We start from the raw sequence: 1,502 nt of genomic DNA, 5'->3' as shown, positions 1-1,502 counted from the left end.
CGAGACCGTTGAAAAAGGCCTGCGCGAAATCGGCGTGGTGGATGGCTGGTGACGCCGGCACGGTAGGATACGCCGCGTATCAGGCCGGCGCAGCCTGCCGGGCGAGCAGCTGAAGGTTGTATGCCGCGGCGGCCATGGTGAACTCCTCGGCGGCTCCTGACAGGCCTCGCAGCTTGAGCGTTCGTATTCCCAGGTTGCGTTTCAGGTGGCCGAACACGCGCTCGATCCGCTGTCTTCGACGCCGTGCGTGCACATAGGCGTCGGTGCCGGCAAGGGCGCGCACGGTATCGCGGGCTTCCTCGCTGACGAGCCGGGTGACACCTCGCTTCGGACCGATGGTGCATTGCGGCTTCAGCTCGCAGGCGGCGCAATCGGCTGGCCGGCTTCGGTAGACACGCACCTGCTTGGTCCGGTTGGTGCCGCAATAGCTGAGCAGCTTGTCCGCCGGACAGCAGTAGGCATCCGCTTCCCGGTCGTAGCGGAAGGCATCCCGGGTGAAGAAGGCTTCCCGCTGGCGGGTCCGGTCTATGACCGGGATGTATGGCGTAATGTTCCGGTCGATCAGCCAGCCGAGCAGCCGACCGCTACCATACGCCTTATCGGCCGAGAGACTGGCGGGTTCGATGCCCAGCCTGGTGCCGGCGCGTGACACCAGCGTCCGGGTCGCCGCCACCTCGGCTGCGAAGCGGGCGGGCGTCGCCTCCACGTCGAGGATGCAGTCGGTGTCGAGGTCGAGCAGGGGGTTAATGGCGTATGCGTAGCGCGCCGGTCCGTGTTTGCAGGTGAGCGCCGCCTGCGGGTCGGTCGGCGAGATGCTGGTCGGATCGACGGGCGCTGGTTCGTCGGGGTCCGGCGGCAACGCGGCATCGAGCGCCGCCAGATATTCGGCGACGGGTCGCGATATGCTTTCCCCGGCACGAAGCTCGTCTGCGGCGTCGGCCCCCTTCAGCTTCTTCTCGCGGCTGGCGTCGGCCATGATCGTGCTGCCGTCCACCGCCAAGTCGCGCCCCGTTACCAGCCCGGCCGCGGCGCACCGCGCGACTACCTGCTCGAATAGCAGACGATGTAGGTCGCAGGCGCGGAAGCGGCCGTGCCGGTTCTTGGAGAAGGTGGAATGGTCGGGCACTCGGTCGCCCAGATCGAGCCGGCAGAACCAACGATATGCGAGGTTGAGGTGCACCTCCTCGCACAGGCGGCGTTCCGAGCGGATGCCGAACAGATAGCCAACCAGCAGCATCCTGAGCATCAGCTCCGGGTCGATCGAGGGTCGCCCACTCGTGCTGTAGCTCGACGCCAGCGCCTCGCGCACGAAGCCGAAGTCCAACACGCCGTCGATGCGTCGGAGCAGGTGGTCGACCGGCACATGCTCATCGAGCCGGAAACCATAGAACAGCGCCCCCTGCGCCACCTGCCGACCCATCATGTCCGTGATCCCCCTACCGCCTTGCAGGAGTGAATCACGCCCTCGTCACCGTCGCAAGCAGTCGTTTTTCAACAGCCTC

The 1,502-nt window shown here is 66.6% G+C and carries 1 protein-coding gene; it reads right to left on the bottom strand.

The annotated features are described in order from the left end of the window. Positions 1-79: 79 nt before the first annotated feature. A complete protein-coding gene (locus U1708_RS20595) occupies positions 80-1,423 on the bottom strand; it encodes an IS1182 family transposase (RefSeq protein ID WP_332748157.1) in 1,344 nt (447 codons plus the stop codon). Positions 1,424-1,502: the final 79 nt, after the last annotated feature.

The organism is Sphingomonas arabinosi (genome assembly GCF_036663715.1).
Classification (GTDB): domain Bacteria; phylum Pseudomonadota; class Alphaproteobacteria; order Sphingomonadales; family Sphingomonadaceae; genus Sphingomonas.
The sequence above is the reverse complement of the archived record's forward strand: the minus strand, read 5'-3'. Positions and strand labels throughout refer to the sequence as shown.